The organism is Echinicola soli, assembly GCF_006575665.1.
Taxonomy (GTDB): Bacteria; Bacteroidota; Bacteroidia; order Cytophagales; family Cyclobacteriaceae; genus Echinicola; species Echinicola soli.
This window is the reverse complement of sequence record NZ_CP041253.1, coordinates 719243-736682: the sequence shown is the minus strand read 5'-3', so window position 1 is coordinate 736682 and position 17440 is coordinate 719243. Positions and strand designations below refer to the sequence as shown.

The following is a 17440-nucleotide window of genomic DNA, read 5'->3' as shown; positions in this document are numbered from 1 at the left end:
CCAATATGCGCAAGGCCTACCAAAACCTAAAAGCGTCTCATCCAAACAGCAAACTGGCCAATGAGGATATCACCATCGATGCCAGTCATCTTTACATCAGGTTCAAGCCACGGGACGAAGCTGAATTGGATATTCTGAACAGTGACTCCACTTTGGCCTTGTACAGCTATCCGCTGGACCATGAGATCCCCGAAGGTGGCGACCATTACCATGATCCCGAAGTTCCCGAAGGACAGCCTACCTATCAGTACTGTGCCGTCCCCAAGGGCAAACAGCTTACAAATAGTGTGGCGTATGAAGTGCTGGAGGAACTGTTCATTCCGGAGGAATTACCGGAAAGCCGTATTACTTCGCGCAGTCTAAGTGAACTGCTCGTAACAGAGGCATTACGCATTACAGGGAATCTCGAAGAAGGGGACAAACGTTCTGCAACAGAAGCTTCGCGATCACGTTATACTCCAAAAGGAAGTATTAAGGTCTGGGACGACAGGGCAGGGCGCCATGTAGGTGTGGAGGGACTGGAAGTAAGGGCACGTCGGTGGTTTACGACCCATGAGGGAACTACCGATCGAAATGGTAATTTTACCTGTGACGGCACTTTCAGTAATAAGGCGAACTACAGTTATAAATATGAAAAGTACCATTTCAGTGTACGTACCGGGACGTTTGGCCAAGCGGAGCTGTCCGGGCCAAAGACCAGGAATGCCTGGCACCAGATTTTGGGCGGTACTGGCGGCACGTCCGGGGTCCGTGATGCCCATCAATATTATGCATTGATCTTCCAGATTATGCATTGATCTTCCAGGCAGCCAGGGACTACTACTATGACCATCGGTTTGGACTTTCAAGTCCCCCGAGAAACGGCCCATTGAATCCACAGACCAAGATCGCCGCTGACATTACCGAGAGGCAGAACGATAAGCCCAGCCATGCGGCCATTTATGCGAGGACAGGTGGGATTTTACCGTCCATTTATATCCGTACATTTGAAGAAGATGCTGATCGGGTGTATGCGGTGACTGCCCATGAGCTGGCGCACTATGCCCATTGGGACATGGATAGGGATGTGTTCAGGGCCATGATCTTGAAGGCGTATGTCCCTCCCTTTAGTTATTTTTCACATATTTACACAGGCACAGAAAGCTATGTAGCAGTAATAGAAAGCTGGGCTCGTGGAGTGGAATGGATGTTTGCCCAAGAGAGGTATAAGAATAAGCTTAAAATAGAGGGATATGAGTATGGATTTAATATTTTTATCTCGGGAAAAAGCAATGGGAATTACCAAGAACAAAAGGTTACTGAATATGCAGTACGCTCAATAGATAAAATCTATACTCCTACAGTCGTAGATATGATAGATGAAGAGAATCAACGATACAGTAGAGGTCATGGGGGCAGTATGGCATACCCAATGGATCGGGTGTCAGGTTATACAATTAAGCAAATAGAGAACGGCCTAAAGGGTGCTTCCTCATGGGAAGATTGGTTAGATAACATGAAAATCAGAGAGAATAATTCCACTGAGGGCTATCTCGAAGAGTTATTTGGGAATTGGTATTGATACAAATGAAAGGTAAAAATTTTATATTGGAAATTATTTCCGTATGGCTGCTAAGTTCATGCATTGGTACTGACAGACTTGAACGGGTAAATAGGGATTATGAGTTGAAAAATGGAACGTCACATAATATGAAAGTCGATTTTTATCAAATGGGGCATCATACCGGAACTGTCATTATTTCAGGAACCGGTTTGATCAGAAAAGGAATGTCTTCAAATGATGGTGGCAATTATATTAGTGGTGCGGAAGCCTTATCAATGGATTCTGTCGGTGTAACTTATAATGATACGAGAAGACAAATATACTATTATTCATATAAAGACCACGAACTTTTAAGTTTACCGGAATCGACTAGGAATATCTTAGATGATAGAGTTTTTGAAGTCGTTAGTAATATTCTATACCGTTTCACTTTCACGGAAGAGGATTACCAGAATGCGGAGGTCATTGAGGGAGATTGATAATAGACAAAGCCGAAGGATATTATCCTTATAATAATGGTAATTACCAAAATCAAAAGAGCACTCCCACTGCAGTAAATCCAAATGATCTAATTTACACTTCATTGTGGTCGATATGATAGATGATGGTAATCAAGGTGTCGAGCGTTGTTATGATAAATATATTCACTCAAAGGAGTTTGTTAAATATCCGAAGGACAGGGTTAATGATATACCATAAAACAGATTGAGGATGGATTAAAGGGGGCAACATCTTGGAAGAGATGGAAAGAGAATATGGGAAACCTGACAACGAATCATTCAAGTAAATACATTGGCGAATTATTTGAAAATTGGTATTAAAAAGATGAAAAAAGATATTAAAATATGGATGTCTCTTGTGGTTTTCCTATTATGTTCTTGTGATAGTGGAAAGAAAATTTATTCAAGTTATCGAATTGTTAACAATACTGGCTATCAGTTGGAGTTTTTGATATTTGAAAGGACTAATGGGACTTTTGTAAGGAAAATAGAACTTGCTCAAAATGCGGGGGAATGGGTGTCCGATAAATTTCAAATTTCTGAACCAGGAGGGAGGCAAATCCCTGTCAAAATGTTATTGGAAGGAGATTCTGTTAGGATATTATTCAATAAGGAAAAAGTACTGGTTTACTCAGAAGTATACTCCGATAGAAATATCCTTTTTGAAGAGAATTATGCCAAGGTATCCATTGACGATACTCACGTAGTTAGGAGGTATAATGTAACCGAAGAAGACTACAAAAATGCAGTATTGATCGATAATGAATAAGTAAACGCCCCAAGGCCGGTAAGATGAAAAATATTTCTGTTATTGTATTCTTTTTAATCGTTCTGTAAGGTTGTGGAGGGTTTTCAAAAAAAGAATTTAGGACCTACCAGCTTTATAATGGTACCGGTAAACCGATAACGGTGGAAATGTACGAGTTTAATAAATTGTACGTTTCAGAATATTTGGATGCGAATGGAATGATTGTAGAACGTCGAATGCATAATGACCATGGGGTTAAGTTTAATCCTAGTAATGCCTTCAGGGCAGATTCTGTGCGGGTGACCTTTAATAGCGATAAGGAACAGGTTTACGTGAATTTTTCAGGAAAGGACTGGGCCAATATTGCTCCCTCAGAACGGAATATCCTGCTTGAAGCATCGTATCAAATAATCGATGAGGAGATTTACCGCTTCACTTTCACGGAAGAGGATTACCAGAATGCGGAGGTCATTGAGGGAGATTGATAATAGACAAAGCCGGAAGGGAGATCCCTTTTGGCTTTCCTTTTTGTAAATGCATGGAGATGATCGATAATCCATGTCAAAGTTCGAAGATATTTGGGAGTTTTGGTCGAAGTCGTGAGACTTGGGCACCATAAGAAACTTTGCACCTTCGAGTCTTTGTGGCTTACTATTAATCAGCTATTAAAATAGCTTGGTAACGGTAGCAGGAATGGATTCACTCCAAATGTGCCGTAGGTACATTACCAAAAGGTGGTTGCACAGCTGATGTACCTACGGCACATATCAGGTTTACCATATCTTATTCTTTACCAAGCTAGCCCACCTAACGGCGGGGCAGACCAATTGGTGTTGATATACCACTTAAAAGAAAAGAACTAACGTTCTATGCTGCCCGTACTTTGGCAAGTGTTGAGTTAAAAACCCAACGCTAGTGGTTCCGCAGTACAGCTGCCGGAACAACAGGTGGCCTGTTTTTTTTCCACGAAGGCTCGAAGTCACAAAGTGAATTGGTTGGGAAGTGTCGTGCAGTCTGCACCTTTGATTCCCCAAAAAAAACTTAGTGGCTTGGTGACTTTGTGGCTTACCCGTATCCTATTTGTTACCAACCTAGCGCAGCTAACGGCGGGGCAGACCAATTGGCATTGATATACCACTTAAAAGAAAAGAACTAACGTTCTATGCTGCCCATACTTTGGCAAGTGTTGAGTTAGAAACCCACCGCTAGTGGTTCCGCAGTACAGCTGCCGGAACAACAGGTGGCCTGTTTTTTTTCCACGAAGGCTCGAAGTCACAAAGTGAATTGGTTGGGAAGTGTCGTGCAGTCTGCACCTTTGATTCCCCAAAAAAAACTTAGTGACTTTGTGGCTTACCCGTATCCTATTTGTTACCAAGCTAGCGCAGCTAACGGCGGGGCAGACCAATTGGTGTTGATATACCGATTAATAGAAAAGAACTAACGCTCTATGCTGCCCGTACTTTGGCAAGTGTTGAGTTAAAAACCCAACGCTAGTGGTTCCGCAGTACAGCTGCCGGAACAACAGGTGGCCTGTTTTTTTGCCACGAAGGCTCGAAGTCACAAAGTGAATTGGTTGGGAAGTGTCGTGCAGTCTGCACCTTTGATTCCCCAAAAAAACTTAGTGGCTTGGTGACTTTGTGGCTTACCTGTATCCTATTTGTTACCAACCTAGCGCAGCTAACGGCGGGGCAGACCAATTGGTGTTGATATACCACTTAAAAGAAAAGAACTAACGTTCTATGCTGCCCGTACTTTGGCAAGTGTTGAGTTAAAAACCCAACGCTAGTGGTTCCGCAATACAGCTGCCGGAACAACAGGTAAAAAAATAGGCTTATACCTTGGCTTTTAACACAGCATCTTTGTGGCTAATAACAACCATTTACTGAAACCTATTAGTCTGGAAAATCTCGGCCAGCATGGCTGGACTTTTACTGGCCAAAATAGCCATTGAGCAAGCGTATAGCCCTGAAATCATTTATCCCAAAGTAAAAGTTTTTTATTTCCTGCTTATGCTTTAATTTTACACGCCATTTCTACTTGTAATTAAAAATTCGATATATGCCTTATTTATTTACCTCGGAGTCTGTTTCTGAGGGACATCCTGATAAAATCTCTGATCAGATCTCAGATGCACTGATTGATAATTTTTTGGCGTTTGATCCCCAGTCCAAGGTGGCTTGTGAAACGCTGGTGACCACTGGACAAGTGGTCTTGGCAGGAGAGGTAAAGTCCAATACTTATCTGGACGTCCAGAAAATTGCCCGCGATGTGATCAACAGGATCGGCTACGTAAAGGGAGAATACATGTTTGACGGGAGTTCTTGTGGGGTGCTTTCGGCCATCCATGACCAGTCACCTGATATCAACCAAGGCGTGGACCGTACCAGTCCCGAAGAGCAAGGAGCGGGTGACCAAGGGATGATGTTTGGTTATGCGACCAATGAGACCCAGAATTTCATGCCGTTGGCCCTGGATCTTTCACACAGGCTGCTGAGGGAGCTTGCGGAGCTGAGAAGGGAGAATGAGGAAATCACTTACCTCCGTCCGGATGCCAAAGCACAGGTGACGATCGAATATAGTGACGACAATGTTCCCCAGCGGATCAAGGCCATTGTGATTTCGACGCAGCATGATGAGTTTGCCGATGAGCCTACCATGTTGAAAAAGATCAAAGAGGACCTGATCAGTATCTTGATCCCAAGGGTAAAGGCACAGCTGATCCCGGAAATCCAGTCACTCTTTACCGATGACATTACCTATCATATCAATCCTACGGGTAAGTTTGTGATCGGTGGCCCACATGGAGATGCTGGTCTGACAGGTCGTAAGATCATCGTGGATACCTATGGTGGTAAGGGAGCCCACGGAGGAGGGGCATTTTCGGGAAAAGATCCCTCAAAAGTGGATCGTTCTGCCGCTTACGCCACTAGGCATATTGCCAAGAATATGGTCGCCGCGGGAATTGCCGATGAAGTGCTGGTACAGGTGTCCTATGCCATCGGCGTGGCCGAGCCAATGGGCATTTATATCAATACTTACCGCACTGGCAAAGTGGACATGAAGGATGGGGAAATCGCTGAAAAAATCCAAAAGATATTCGACATGCGTCCTTATGCGATCGAACAAAGGCTGAAGCTTCGAAATCCTATTTATGAAGAAACGGCCGCTTATGGTCACATGGGCAGAACCAATGAGGTGGTGCAGAAGACCTTTGTTTCTCCGGACGGCACCTCCATCACCTTGGATGTGGAGCTCTTTACTTGGGAAAAGCTGGATTATGTGGATAGGCTGAAAAAAGAGTTTAACTTATAAAGGATCAAGCAATATTTCTGTGGGCGGGATAAGATTTTCATTCATTTGGTGCGTCGCCACGAAGTCACCAAGACAAGGTACGAAGGGTTTTATAGCAGGATTCCAAACTTCATGGAAAACAAACAGCTTTGGGTCTTAGAGCTTTGTGGTTGACCGTATCTTATACGTTACCAAGCTAGCCCACCTAGCGGCGGGGCAACAAATTGGCGTTGATTACCACTTAATAGAAAAGAACTAACGTTCTATGCTGCCCGTACTTTGGCAAGTGTTGAGTTAGAAACCCAACGCTAGTGGTTCCGCAGTACAGCTGCCGGAACAACAGGTGGCCTGTTTTTTTTTCCACGAAGGCTCGAAGTCACAAAGTAGATCTGTTGGGAAGTGTCGTGTAGTCTGCACCTTTGTTTCCCAAAAAAACTTAGTGCCTTCGCGTCTTTGTGGCAAAAACACAAAAAAGAAAGCATATTAAAATAAAAGGAATCATGCCCCCCCAATTTTGGATCAAGCAATATTTCTGGAAGATGAGAGATTTCCAGGTGGTTTTGGTAAGCATATTTCTCTTTAATTAAGCAATAGTAATGTGTAGATTATAAAATCAGTATAAATCCGTCATTGCGAGGAGCTTGCGACGTGGCAATCCCGTATTAAGAAAACGAGATTGCTTCACTCCGTTGCTCTGCATTCGCAAGGACGGTATTTTAAATCGCGTTTATTATAAAAAATCAGCGTAAATCTTATTAATCTGCATCATCTGCGTGCTATCGAAACCAACCCTAATCCCCAATTTTTCCGCTTCCCCCTTATAAACCTAAATTTGACTGTATGATTTATTTCAAACCGTCATTGCGACGACCAGAGGAAGGAAGCAATCTCGTATTCTTAAGACGGGACTGTCGCATCCTCCCTGTCTGGTGCCAGACAGGCTCGCTATGACGGTTTAACCCGGAATCATTCTTTCTGGGCAAGTTGTGAATTTAGATTGAAGTGAAGAGATCCCTCTTGTGATGATGGGCTTTGTAGAAGATAATTTTCCTCACTTCCACATTTCCTCGATGATCTCTGTATAGAACTCTTTGACCGTTTTGCCAATGGCCCTTACCTGCTGCGAAATAAGGCTGGTTTCGGTTTGGCCGGGTACGGTGTTGATTTCGATAAAGAAGATTTTTCCGGTGTTTTGCTCCAGGAAATAATCCATTCTCACGGCCCCTTTACAGTTGAGTTTTAGATAGACTTTTTCGGCTACGGCTTTTACTCTGCTCACTTCCTCTTCAGTCATGCGCCCAGGGGTGATTTCTTCGGTGACCCCAGCGGTATATTTGGCTTCAAAGTCGAAAAACTCTTTGGAACTGACAATTTCCGTAGCGGGAAGGACGATGACGTCATCATCCACCTTGTACATCCCGATCGAGAATTCCCTTCCTGAGACAAATTCCTCGATCAGCACTTGATTGTCTTCAGCAAAAGCTTTGTCCAAGGCTTCCTGGACTTCGCCTTCGCTTTTCACCTTGCTCATGCCGATGCTGCTGCCGCCATTATTCGGCTTCACAAAGTAGGGAAGGCTGAGTTCATCAATTACCCGCTGGGTGTTTTGAGGGGTGTTTTTGAAGAGTTGAAGAGACTTGGCAACGTGGAGGCCTTCGATGTCCTGGATGATGGCTTTAGTGTAGCCCTTGTTCATGGTGATTGCTGAGGTCAGCGGATCACAGGTAGTATATGGAATCCCCACCATATCAAAGTATCCCGCCAGCTTACCATCTTCTCCAGGTGACCCGTGAAGGATGTTAAATACTCCGTCAAAGGTGATCTTTTCCTTATTGACCAGTACAGAAAAGTCGTTAAGGTCCACAGTGTGTTTTTGACCACCTTGGCCGGTGTAGTACCAATGGCTTTTTTCAACGATTATTTTATAAACGTCATAGCGATTCCTGTCGATCTGGGTTTCCACCACAGCGGCACTTTTCAGTGAAACCACTGATTCTCCTGTAAAACCACCCGTTACCAAAGCTATTCTTTTCTTCATGGAGTAAATTTAAATGACTTCCCTATGATTTCTAAATATTCTTCTGGATTAATAAAAATATTGCCACTAAGTCCCCAGGTCACAAAGGGTTTAGGGAGAGTCCGATGACCAGAGGCGAATAACCGAATCAAACAATATTGGTGATCATGTAAGCAGGACTAAACCACAAAATGTCGAATTACCTATCCTACTAATCTCTGTTCGACCGTAGAGGCAGGTTTGAAGGTGTTTTTAGAACGCTCCCCTGGAAGGGGGACTTCATCCAGCCCAATGTAACGCATTGGGCTAATTTATGGGGGAATACTACGCGCGCCCTGTAAGGGCAGCTAAAACCAAGTACTCCTGTGAATATTGTTTGGCTAGATGGAAGTGGTGGGCAAGGCTTTCAGCCTGCGGTAGGGGAATGTATTACGACGATGCCCCTAGGCCTTGCATTGGAGTAAGGTCAGGAAAGGCTTTCAGCTTTTGGCTCTCGATAGGGGGAAGGGCTAAAAATCACATTTGACCTGGGCATAAGCAAATTTCGGTTTTAACCCGTAAGTATACATCAGAAAATCTACTGTGGTTTAAAATAACAATGCAGGACCTACTTCGACAGCTAGGATGTTTTATATGAGTCTCGGTAATCATAGACGTAGCCAAGCATAATTGAATAAATAGTGTTTCCGTCCTTTTATTCAGGGGTAAAATTGCTTTTAATAGATCTTCATGAATGCTACGCATTTCCATTGATGAAAAGGGCGGAAAATCCAGTCCGGTGGTGAGCCCTTTAATTTGGGAAGGACACGTTTTCCAGGGAGGACAATACGTTACCCAATTTAATTTAAGAAAACTGCTCCGGCCTGAAAATGAATGGATCTCGCTGTTCCACGACGCAAGCTAATTCATTTTCTTAACGGCCTGCTCATTTTTCTTAAACCGGTCTCATCAAGGGACTTCCTTAACTTTCCAAATCGCATTTTGTAATGGTACCACTACGTGTAAAATTACCGATAGTCATTATGTTTTAAATCAAACTGAGGTCACCAAAAAGGCAAACAAAAACCTTGGTGGCAATAGAAACGATTACTTTCAATTTAGATTTTAAATACCGTCACTGCGAGGAGGCACGATGCGGCAGTCCCGTCCTCTGAAGGGCTGATCAGAAAGTCCCCTGTAGGGGATTTAAGGGTGGACTTTGACGAATTTCATTCGTAAGCAAAATCTTTACTCGGAAGCCAATGGTTAAAAACTAAAAAAGCAGGAAAACGATCAGTTTTCCTGCTTTAAAATGGTGTATAACCGTCCTGTATTAAGCATCCACGGATAGCCCCAGGTTAAGTCCAAGTCCAACGGTCAATCCGCCCAATACTGCAGCCAGGCTTAGCCCTAATCCTGCAGAAGCATCTACAGAGGGCAGGGATAGCGAAGAAAGTGACGGAAGGGTAAGGGAAAGTCCTCCGTTGATTTCATTTTGCTGAAGATCGGAGATTTCTTCTACGCCCATTTCTTTAAGATCGAATGCGTTTTGTTCAAAAGATTTCATAAAAGTACAGTTTGTGATTAAAATAACCCCATCTTAAGGGATGGGACACCTTTGATAAGACCAAATCTACTTTTTGTCTGTGCATAATAATTGCACAATAGGGGTGAAAACTTAAAAATATCATTGAAAAGCAACCTGTGACGTGAACTCAGTACCAGAGATAGTGACCTTGCAGGTCAATTTCATTATATTTAGCCCACAGAATAAAATCCACAATATAACTATTTATGAACCGAATAAGCATTTTCGCGCTAGCGGCATTAATGATCAGTATGTGTACAGAAATTTACGCACAGCAAAAGGAGGTTTCCTTAGCCTCCATTTTCAAAGAAGGAGTATTTGATCAAGAGACTGTTCGAGGAATCAACTGGATGAAAGACGGGCAGTACTACAGCTCATTGGTCAAAGAGGACGGTGTCTCCAAGGTGGTCAAAATGAATATCAGTACAGGAGAGCAGGAGGGGGTGCTGATAGACGGCAATAAGCTGGGCATCGAATTTTCCAGCTATTCTTTCAATAACGATGAAACCAAAGCGTTGGTCGCTACGGAGGTGGAAAGCATCTATAGAAGGTCTTCCAAAGGCGTGTTTTATGTAGTGGATATTACTACAGGGGTATCCCAAAAACTGATGGACGGAGAGAAGATTTCCTATGCCACCCTTTCACCTGACAATACAAAAGTGGCTTTTGTAAAGGAGAATGACCTTTATTATATCACATTACAGGACAATAAGGTACACCAGATCACCAGTGATGGCGAGTGGAACCATGTGATCAACGGTTCGGCAGATTGGGTGTATGAAGAGGAGTTTTCCATGGCTCAGGCTTTTGAGTGGTCTCCCGACGGCCAGAAAATCGCTTTTATCCGTTTTGATGAATCGGCAGTGCCGGAATATAACATGCAGCTTTGGGGGCCGCTTTACCCACAGGACTATAAGTTTAAATACCCAAAGGCAGGTGAGAAAAATGCAGAAGTAAGTATTCATGTCTTCGACCTTCAGAAGGAAGCTACCACCGAGATGGAAGCCGGTCAGGAGAAGGATATCTATCTGCCCCGGATCTACTGGGCTGGTAATAGCCGGACTTTGGCATTTATCCGTCTCAATCGACTGCAAAACCAGCTGGATCTTTTCCATGCCGATTCGGAGACAGGGGACAGCAAAGTGATTTTGAAGGAGGCCGCTGAAACATATGTAGACCTCAACTATAATGACAATCTTCTTTACCTCGAAGACGGTAAGGGCTTTATCAGGACTTCTGAGCAAGATGGTTATAAGCATATCTACCATCATGATATGGAAGGTGAGCTGATCCGGCAAGTAACTTCAGGAGATTGGGAAGTGACCGAAGTGGTCGGCGTGGATGATAAATCCAAAAAGATCTTTTATGTGTCTACAGAGAAGTCACCGCTGGAAAGAAACCTTTATGTGGTCAAGCTTAATGGCAAAGGCAAAAAGGAACTGACGCCCGCTCAGGGATCCCATTCTATCAATATGAGCCGTGACCAGAAGTATTTTATTGACTATTACAGCACTGCCAATCAGCCGCTGCATATTACCCTACATGATACCAAAGGGAAGGTGATCAAAGTACTGGAGGACAATCAAGCATTGAAAGATCGCTTGGGAGAATATGCGTTGAGTGAAAAGGAATTTTTCCAGTTCCAGACAGTGGACGGGACACCGCTCAATGGCTATATGATCAAGCCTGCGGATTTTGATGAAAGCAAAGAGTACCCCGTGCTCATGTACGTTTATGGCGGGCCTGGTTCAGTGAATGTGAAAAATGGCTGGGGAGGTACAAGGGACTTTTGGCACCATCACCTGGCAGCGGAAGGTTATATCGTAGTTTGTGTGGACAATAGAGGAACGGGCGGAAGAGGCCGTGCCTTTAAGCACGCCACGTATGCCCAGTTGGGTAATTTGGAGGTGCAGGATCAACTTGCTGGGGCAAAATACCTGTCTTCCCTTCCATATGTGGATGGAGCTAGGATTGGCATTTGGGGCTGGTCTTATGGTGGCTACATGAGCTCTCTGTCACTGATGCTGGGCAATGATGTCTTCAAGACAGCCATCGCTGTGGCGCCAGTGACCACATGGAGGTATTACGATACCATTTATACTGAAAGGTACTTGCAGACACCCCAACTGAATCCTTCAGGATATGATGATTACAGCCCACTGACCCATGTGGACAAGTTGAAGGGCAATTTCCTGTTGATCCATGGTACAGGTGATGATAATGTCCATTTCCAAAATTCAGTGGCACTTTTGGATGCTTTGGTGGCTGCCGACAAGCAGTTTGAGACCTTTTACTATCCAAATAGAAACCACGGTATTTATGGAGGGAATACCACTTGGCATTTGTATAACCTGATGACCAACTTTATCAAAGAGAAGCTGTAAGAGGTTTAAAGGCGATAAGATTTTAAGGAATTGATTTTTAGCTGAAAAGCAGCTATCTTGGTTAGAAACCCAATTACCTATGAAAGAAAGATTGAACACTTCTCTACAGTCGATTAGCCTTATTGCTGTGGCCGGTTTGGCAGGCTGGTCGGTATTTTACGACCAGCTTTCTGCCCTCAAGCTTCTTACCTATCTGATTATTCTTTTGGTATTTATAGAGATACTAAGCCTTATTCTGATTCGAAAAACTTATCCTGAGAGCCATACCACCTTTAAGGTAGGTATTATTGCCACACTCCTCATCCTTCTGGGGATTAAAAGAATGTTGCCTGATTTCTTTGTTCCCTTGGCCGTGATCACGTTTGCGATCAATTATCTCTATAATTTCTATACCAATAATAAGCGGCGGAAGGGGCAGTTTAAGCGAAAGAAGACCAGTAAATTCAAGTTGTAATCGTGCCAATCGGCACGTTATTTGATCATGATGGGCGTAAAATTCACTACCATGATAAAATACTTACTGTTATTTTGCCTACTGGTTCCGATGGTTTCTGTGGCACAAGATCGATTGGGAAAGCTCGTGGAGGAGCGACAGGCACTCCATCAGCAATGGAAGGCTTCCGAGAAGGAAAAATCCGGTATTTTTGGCAACCGCACCAAGAAGGATATGATCAAAACCAATGAGTGGATGGAGCGTATCATACTTAAGGATAATTTGATTATGGATGAGCTGGAAATGCTTAAAAATATCGAAACCACCGAGATCAAATACGAAAAGGATGATTATAAATACATCGCCCAAAAACAAGAGCAGGACATTGTCAAATTGAAAAGAGCATTGAACAATAAAGATGATGAGATCGCTGCAGTGGCAGCAAACAAAAGGACTTATGAGTGGACGACATTGATTTTTTTCTTGACCTCACTAACGGCAGGTTACCTGTTTTATCGAACAAAAAAGCAGGTTTAAAGTTACTGGTGTCCGAGAAAACAATCGTCAAATTGAAAAAAAAATCAACTGTTTACACCCCCCCCATCCCCTAAAGCTCCCCTTTAGGGGATGGGGGCATTTTAGGGATTGGAATAAAAATCCTCAAATTTCTATTTAAAGATAGTTTTTGATCATATTTGAAATTTAGTCGGACGTCAGTAGTTTAAAGGAGTATTTGGGTTCGATTTAAAAACTGTCGCTTCCACCCCCTTTTCGCTCCATAGCCCATCCTAAAAAAGGCTCGTGCCAAAGGCATTCTGATGGAGCAATGACGGATTGACATCGATTTCATTGTTAAGCACAGGACAGTATCATAAGGCTATTTGGAAGGAATATTCTTTAAATCCATAATTTTCCGATTTTTCAATCTTCTTATCTTTCAATCTTAAAACCTATTTCCCTATTTTTGCGGCTATGGCAAAGACAGAACAAGCAACCGAAAATGCACAATTGAAGGACATTATCTCACATGCCAAGGAATATGGCTTTGTGTATCCTTCATCCGAAATATACGATGGCCTTCAGGCCGTTTATGATTATGGCGCTTATGGCGTGGAACTCAAAAATAACCTGAAGCGCCTATGGTGGGAGTCCATGACCAGGTTGAATGATAATATAGTGGGAATCGATGCGTCGATTTTTATGCATCCCACCACCTGGAAAGCTTCCGGTCACGTGGACAGCTTTAATGATCCTATGATCGATAATAAGGACAGTAAGAAACGGTACCGTGCCGATGTACTGATCGAAGACAAGGCTGCCGAGCTGGAGAAAGCAGGAAAAGAGCAGGAAGCTAAATCACTACTTGCCGCAATGGGAAGGCTGTTGGAAGCCGAAGACCTGGAGGGTGTCCGTGATCTGATCGTAAATGAAAACATCACCTGCCCTGTCAGTGGTACGGCTAATTGGACAGATGTGCGTCAATTTAACCTGATGTTTGCCACACAGGTAGGCTCAGTGGCCGAAGATGCTTCTACCATCTACCTACGACCAGAAACCGCCCAAGGGATTTTTGTCAACTTCCTGAATGTACAAAAAACTGCCCGTATGAAGGTGCCATTTGGTATCGCACAAATTGGGAAGGCTTTTAGAAATGAAATTGTGGCACGTCAGTTTATTTTCCGCATGCGGGAATTTGAGCAGATGGAAATGCAATATTTTGTCCGTCCTGGCACTGAGCTGGACTGGTACAAAAATTGGTCGGAAACCCGCTTGAAATGGCACAAAGCACTAGGTGTGCCTGATGAGAAACTCAGGACACACGACCACGATAAATTGGCCCACTATGCTAATGCTGCCATGGATATTGAGTTTGATTTTCCATTTGGCTTTAAGGAAGTAGAAGGGATTCACTCCAGAACGGACTTTGACCTGAAGAGTCATCAGGAATATTCCAAGAAGAAGCAGCAGTACTTTGATCCTGAGGTAAACCAGAACTATATACCTTATGTGATCGAAACTTCCATTGGTGCTGATCGCTTGTTCTTGATGACACTTTGCAATGCCTTTACGGAAGAAGAGCAGGAGGGAAAAAAGAGAACTTACCTGAAGTTTCACCCGGCTATCGCTCCTGTAAAAGCAGCGATACTTCCGCTGACCAAAAAAGACGGTTTGCCGGACAAAGGCAGGGAAATCTTTGATAAATTGAAATTTGATTTCAATGTGGTGTATGAAGAAGCGGCATCTATTGGTAAGCGTTATACGCGCCAGGACCTGATCGGAACACCGTTCTGTATCGCAGTGGATCACCAAACCCTGGAAGATAATACCGTGACCATCCGTCATCGGGATACTACAGAACAGGAGCGTGTCCATATCGATGAACTCCATGGTAAATTGGCAGCCGCAACAAGCTTTAGAAATATCTTTAACAAGATATAAACAGCATGATAAGCTACTGTTAGAGAAGGCATGGTGCTGTTAGTGCCATGCTTTTTTTCTATCAGTTGCTAGCGAGTGGCTGGTCTTCTATTTTTTTAGGGTATGGATTCACCAAGATCCTGTAGGATTCATAAATGCTCAGGATATCCCGTACATAGGCGACTGCCAGATGGCCTTTGGCATAGCCACTTCTGACTACAGGGTCACGATAATATTTTGGCTGTGATTTTCGCTCAAGATAGTAAGCGACATCACTCCATCTTCTGGTATCTTTCCCGAATTTTAGCGCCAATCGCCACGCATCATTAACGTGGCCATGCCCCACATTGTAGGAAGCCAGGATAAACTTGATGCGTTCATTGGTTTCAGGGACTCTTTCGAGCCAAAACTTATCCAAGTACTTCAGGTACCTTACCCCGCCCATGAGGCTTTCGGAAGGATCATTTGGGTTTTCGACTCCAAAACGCTCCAATGTTACAGGCATCAGCTGTAGGAGCCCCCTGGCACCAGCGTAGCTGGTCGCTTCCGTGTTAAACCTGGATTCTTTATAAACCAACGAAGCCAAAAGTCGCCAATCCCAGCCCAGGTAATCTCCCCCTTTCTTTATAAGTTCATCGTACTTCGAAATCTGGTCACCGGAGATGGAAGAAAACGGGCTTTTGTTTCGGTAATAGCTGTTTTTTTTGTTCAGGAAGTATTTTCCATATAAGATTGCAAAGTAGGTAGATTGTTTTCCCTTATCTATCCAGTCATTCACTGCGGCCAGTAGGTTAGGTGAATTTTTTCGCACGAGCCAAGCTACAGGTGATGGGGCGTTGATGTGCAGGCCAATGTCGATTTCACTATAATACGTTGAGTTGACCAATGCTACATCTTCATCCACTAACGTGAAGTCTATATTTTCCATCACCACATCATCGACTAATTCATCAGAGTTTTTTGGGGTCTCGACGATGTCAATATCAATCTGTAAACTGTCCTCCAATAGCGTGAGCTGATCCTTGTAGACGGCTGATTTTCTTACGTAGACTGTTTTATTGTCCAACTGCTGAAGGGAATCAAGTACCGGGGTTTTTCGGCTTTGGACGAGGACAGAGGAGAGCAAATTTAGTTTGGTGGTAAAACTCCCGTATTTTTTTCGCTCCTCATTTACGACAAGGTTGATGGCCACAATATCAGCTTTTCCGTTATTGAGCATCTTGAAAGCTTTCTCTATATCTTCGTTGACGATAAGCCTCAGCTGTACATCCAGCTGTTTGGCCAAGTTGCGAAGGAGTTCGTATTCATAGCCCATTCTGCGGCCACGATAGATGTAATAACTGGTAGAGGAATTATCCACGACAGCTCTAATAAAACCCCGCTTTTTGATGCCTTCCAAGTCCAGCTGCACAGGCTTTTCCCAGAACGGAACCGCTGCTTTTTTCTTTTTATTGTCCTCACCACATCCTATCAGAAAGGAAAATATGCACAGTAATAGCATACTTACTATCCGCTGTCTGAAATTCGTGGCCTGGCCAAGGTGTTGGTGAAGTGGCATAGATCAATAATAACACAATTACACCACATCTACAAAAAAGCAACAGGAACCATTTAAAGTATCGGTTTTTTTTGGAGGTGAATCAAATGATTCTGTGTATGAAATAGATTAAAGCGATTTGTTCTTTACGATAGCTTCAAAAAGGGTGATGATTTCTTCTTTTTTTCGTTGGCTGATGGGCAAGGATTTGCCGTTTTCCATCTGTACTTCCCCTCCGTCATGACGAAAGTACTTTTTCATGTAGTTCGGGTTAATCAAGTAGGATTGGTGGATTCGTATGAAAAAATACTTTTTTAAAGTCCTTTCTACCTCTTTCAGGGTTTTGCTAAATAGTAGCGTGGAATTATTGTTTAAGTGCAGGATTGTGTAATTGTTTTGGCTTTGGGCAAAAATAATTTCATCCACCTTAATGAACTCCAAGCCCTCACTTACGGGAACCGCGATTTTGGACTTGATGATATTGTCTTTCTTTAATGAGGAAATAAATTCCATCAAATCACCTTCGCGTTCTTTTTTTAGATGTTGGTGATATCCTTTGTATTTTTTTAAGACTTCGGCGAGTTCTTCGTGTCCGATAGGTTTTAGCAGGTAATCAAAGGCCTTGTATTGAAAGGCTTTTAAGGCGTATTGGCTGTAGGCAGTGGTGAATACGACTTCAAAATCTACCTCATCAATCATGTCGAGTAGTTCAAAGCCATTCAGCCGAGGCATTTCCACGTCCAGAAACATCAAGTCGATGGGAGATGATTTAAGGTAGGCCAGTGCTTCCTCAACTTTTGAGGTGGAAAAAGCGATTTCTACTTCATCCTTAAATTGCGCTAGCTCAAGTGCCAAGCTTTCTACGCAGTGGACTTCATCGTCGATTATCCCAACTTTCATTAATGATCTTTTGAGGTCAAATAAATTTATTTCCAGTGCTAATATAGGAAACATCTTAGCCTATAATCAATATTAGGCAAATTTTTGGTGGGATATGGGAGG

The 17440-nt window shown here is 43.3% G+C and carries 14 protein-coding genes; 10 read left to right on the top strand and 4 right to left on the bottom strand.

Annotation, left to right across the window (positions count from 1 at the left end):
- Window positions 1-5 precede the first annotated feature (5 nt).
- The 6 genes from FKX85_RS03145 (at window position 6) to metK (ending at window position 6103) form a co-directional block, all read left to right on the top strand.
- Window positions 6-797, top strand: coding sequence for a hypothetical protein (locus FKX85_RS03145; RefSeq protein WP_141613346.1), 792 nt, complete (start codon window positions 6-8; stop codon window positions 795-797).
- Window positions 794-1561 (top strand): M48 family metalloprotease, encoded by a 768-nt coding sequence (locus FKX85_RS03140; protein ID WP_141613345.1) that lies wholly within the window; start codon window positions 794-796, stop codon window positions 1559-1561. The genes FKX85_RS03145 and FKX85_RS03140 overlap by 4 nt, the downstream gene beginning before the upstream one ends.
- 5 nt (window positions 1562-1566) lie before the next feature.
- Window positions 1567-2022, top strand: coding sequence for a hypothetical protein (locus tag FKX85_RS03135; protein ID WP_141613344.1), 456 nt, complete (start codon window positions 1567-1569; stop codon window positions 2020-2022).
- A 346-nt stretch (window positions 2023-2368) separates the two neighbouring features.
- Window positions 2369-2812: a hypothetical protein gene (locus tag FKX85_RS03130; protein WP_141613343.1), complete on the top strand. Its 444-nt coding sequence runs from the start codon at window positions 2369-2371 to the stop codon at window positions 2810-2812.
- A gap of 146 nt (window positions 2813-2958) precedes the next feature.
- Window positions 2959-3276: a hypothetical protein gene (locus FKX85_RS03125; RefSeq protein WP_141613342.1), complete on the top strand. Its 318-nt coding sequence runs from the start codon at window positions 2959-2961 to the stop codon at window positions 3274-3276.
- A gap of 1573 nt (window positions 3277-4849) precedes the next feature.
- Entirely contained in the window at window positions 4850-6103 is a 1254-nt protein-coding gene (gene metK, locus FKX85_RS03120) for a methionine adenosyltransferase (RefSeq protein WP_141613341.1), read from the top strand.
- 1030 nt (window positions 6104-7133) lie between these two features.
- Here metK and FKX85_RS03115 read toward each other — a convergent pair.
- Both FKX85_RS03115 and FKX85_RS03110 read right to left on the bottom strand, forming a co-directional pair.
- Window positions 7134-8120 carry a D-alanine--D-alanine ligase gene (locus FKX85_RS03115; RefSeq protein WP_141613340.1) on the bottom strand — a complete coding sequence of 329 codons (987 nt, stop codon included), beginning with the start codon at window positions 8118-8120 and terminating at the stop codon, window positions 7134-7136.
- A gap of 1291 nt (window positions 8121-9411) precedes the next feature.
- Window positions 9412-9645 (bottom strand): hypothetical protein, encoded by a 234-nt coding sequence (locus tag FKX85_RS03110; RefSeq protein WP_141613339.1) that lies wholly within the window; start codon window positions 9643-9645, stop codon window positions 9412-9414.
- 227 nt (window positions 9646-9872) lie between these two features.
- On the opposite strand from FKX85_RS03110, the gene FKX85_RS03105 reads away from it, so the two are divergent.
- The 4 genes from FKX85_RS03105 (at window position 9873) to FKX85_RS03090 (ending at window position 14922) form a co-directional block, all read left to right on the top strand.
- Window positions 9873-12050, top strand: coding sequence for a S9 family peptidase (locus tag FKX85_RS03105; protein ID WP_141613338.1), 2178 nt, complete (start codon window positions 9873-9875; stop codon window positions 12048-12050).
- Window positions 12051-12129: 79 nt separating this feature from the next.
- Window positions 12130-12504: a hypothetical protein gene (locus tag FKX85_RS03100; RefSeq protein WP_141613337.1), complete on the top strand. Its 375-nt coding sequence runs from the start codon at window positions 12130-12132 to the stop codon at window positions 12502-12504.
- A 51-nt stretch (window positions 12505-12555) separates the two neighbouring features.
- Window positions 12556-13020, top strand: a complete 465-nt coding sequence (locus tag FKX85_RS03095) for a Clp protease ClpB (RefSeq protein ID WP_141613336.1) — start codon at window positions 12556-12558, stop codon at window positions 13018-13020.
- 435 nt (window positions 13021-13455) lie between these two features.
- Window positions 13456-14922 (top strand): glycine--tRNA ligase, encoded by a 1467-nt coding sequence (locus FKX85_RS03090; protein ID WP_141613335.1) that lies wholly within the window; start codon window positions 13456-13458, stop codon window positions 14920-14922.
- A gap of 61 nt (window positions 14923-14983) precedes the next feature.
- Here FKX85_RS03090 and FKX85_RS03085 read toward each other — a convergent pair whose 3' ends face one another.
- Both FKX85_RS03085 and FKX85_RS03080 read right to left on the bottom strand, forming a co-directional pair.
- The gene (locus FKX85_RS03085; RefSeq protein ID WP_229239747.1) at window positions 14984-16459 is read right to left on the bottom strand and encodes an MltF family protein; all 1476 of its coding nucleotides are present in this window, start codon (window positions 16457-16459) and stop codon (window positions 14984-14986) included.
- A gap of 108 nt (window positions 16460-16567) precedes the next feature.
- Window positions 16568-17338, bottom strand: coding sequence for a LytR/AlgR family response regulator transcription factor (locus FKX85_RS03080; RefSeq protein ID WP_141613334.1), 771 nt, complete (start codon window positions 17336-17338; stop codon window positions 16568-16570).
- Between the last annotated feature and the right edge of the window lie 102 nt (window positions 17339-17440).